The organism is Tabrizicola sp. BL-A-41-H6, assembly GCF_050632395.1.
Lineage (GTDB): Bacteria > Pseudomonadota > Alphaproteobacteria > Rhodobacterales > Rhodobacteraceae > JAUYQR01.
On the sequence record NZ_CP192600.1, the window covers coordinates 1 to 2,500 of the forward strand.

The 2,500-nt window shown below is 55.0% G+C and carries 1 rRNA gene (cut by a window edge); it reads right to left on the bottom strand.

Annotated elements, in window-relative coordinates:
* Positions 1-53 precede the first annotated feature (53 nt).
* A 23S ribosomal RNA gene (locus tag ACROUL_RS00005) occupies positions 54-2,500 on the bottom strand; it runs 402 nt beyond the window's last position.

Here is a 2,500-nt window from a genome sequence, read left to right on the forward strand (position 1 = left end):
TGTTGCTTTTGACGATCCGTTTCGGGGCATTTTCTGCCTTGCTGTTTCTGGATCAAATCAAGCCTATCGGGCCATTAGTACCGGTCAGCTGAATGCATTGCTGCACTTACACCTCCGGCCTATCGACGTGGTGGTCTACCACGGCCCTCAAGGGAGACCTTGTTTTGAAGGGGGCTTCCCGCTTAGATGCCTTCAGCGGTTATCCTGTCCGAACATAGCTACCCAGCACTACCGTTGGCACGATAACTGGTCCACCAGTGGTTCGTTCACCCCGGTCCTCTCGTACTAGGGGCAACTCTTCTCAAGTCTCCTACACCCACGGCAGATAGGGACCGAACTGTCTCACGACGTTCTAAACCCAGCTCACGTACCTCTTTAAATGGCGAACAGCCATACCCTTGGGACCTGCTCCAGCCCCAGGATGAGATGAGCCGACATCGAGGTGCCAAACGATGCCGTCGATATGGACTCTTGGGCATCATCAGCCTGTTATCCCCAGCGTACCTTTTATCCGTTGAGCGATGGCCCTCCCACTTGGGACCACCGGATCACTATGACCGACTTTCGTCTCTGCTCGACTTGTCAGTCTTGCAGTCAGGCAGGCTTCTGCCATTGCACTCAACGACCGATTTCCGACCGGTCTGAGCCTACCTTCGCGCGCCTCCGTTACTGTTTGGGAGGCGACCGCCCCAGTCAAACTCCCCACCATGCAGGGTCCCGGACCCGGATAACGGGCCGCGGTTAGACATCAGAAGTGCGAAGGGTGGTATCTCAAGGGAGGCTCCACGAAGACTGGCGTCCCCGCTTCAATGCCTACCACCTATCCTGCACATCACAATCCTGATGCCAGTGCAAAGCTGGAGTAAAGGTGCATGGGGTCTTTCCGTCTAACCGCGGGTAGTGTGCATCTTGACACACAGTTCAATTTCGCTGAGTCCACGTTAGAGACAGCGGGGAGATCGTTACGCCATTCGTGCAGGTCGGAACTTACCCGACAAGGAATTTCGCTACCTTAGGACCGTTATAGTTACGGCCGCCGTTTACTGGGGCTTCAATTCAGAGCTTGCACCCCTCCTTTTAACCTTCCAGCACCGGGCAGGCGTCAGACTGTATACGTCGCCTTACGGCTTCGCACAGCCCTGTGTTTTAAGTAAACAGTCGCCACCCCCTAGTTTGTGCCCCCCGCCCATACTTGCGTACAGACGGGGCCTCCTTCTCGCGAACTTACGGAGGCATTTTGCCGAGTTCCTTTAACGTGGTTCTCTCAAGCGCCTTGGTATACTCTACCAGTCCACCTGTGTCGGTTTAGGGTACGGTCTGATGGAGGGCTATTTCCTGGAACCTCTAAGCAGCCCACCCAATCCGATAAGGGCAGACAACCGTCGAGATCCGTCACATCCTCCTGGCCACGGAATATTAACCGTGTTCCCATCGACTACGCCTTTCGGCCTCGCCTTAGGGGCCGGCTTACCCTGCTCAGATTAGCTTTAAGCAGGAACCCTTGGACTTTCGGCGAGAGGGTCTCTCACCCTCTTTGTCGCTACTCATGTCAACATTCTCGCTTCTGATCTCTCCACCGGATGCCTTTCAGCCCGGCTTCACAGAAAGCTCTCCATGTCCGTCTCCGCCCCCCATTGCTGGAGGTTATGCAGATAAGACATGATGAGCTATATCACAGAACGCTCCGCTACCACGCACATCGCTGTGCATCCTGAGCTTCGGCTCGTGGCTTGAGCCCCGTTACATCTTCGCCGCAGGACAGCTTATCTAGACCAGTGAGCTGTTACGCTATCTTTAAATGATGGCTGCTTCTAAGCCAACATCCTGGTTGTTTTGGCCGTCCCACATGCTTTCCCACTTAGCCACGAATTAGGGGCCTTAGCTGCAGGTCAGGGTTGTTTCCCTCTTCACGACGGACGTTAGCACCCGCCGTGTGTCTCCCGGATAGTACTCTCGGGTATTCGGAGTTTGCTTAGACTCAGTAAGGCTGTGGGCCCCCATCATCCATGCAGTGCTCTACCCCCCGAGGTATTCGTCCGAGGCGCTACCTAAATAGCTTTCGCGGAGAACCAGCTATCTCCAGGTTTGATTAGCCTTTCACCCCTAGCCACAAGTCATCCAGACCCTTTTCAACGGGTGTTGGTTCGGACCTCCAGCACGTGTTACCGTGCCTTCATCCTGCTCATGGCTAGATCACCTGGTTTCGGGTCTGATCCCACGAACTCATGCGCCCTTTTAAGACTCGCTTTCGCTGCGCCTACACCTATCGGCTTAAGCTTGCTCGTAAGACCAAGTCGTTGACCCATTATACAAAAGGTACGCCGTCAGGACTCATGGTCCCTCCGACTGCTTGTAGGCGTCCGGTTTCAGGTACTGTTTCACTCCCCTCGTCGGGGTGCTTTTCACCTTTCCCTCACGGTACTGGTTCGCTATCGGTCAGTAAGGAGTACTTAGCCTTCGGGGGTGGTCCCCCGATCTTCAGACAGGATTTCACGTGTCC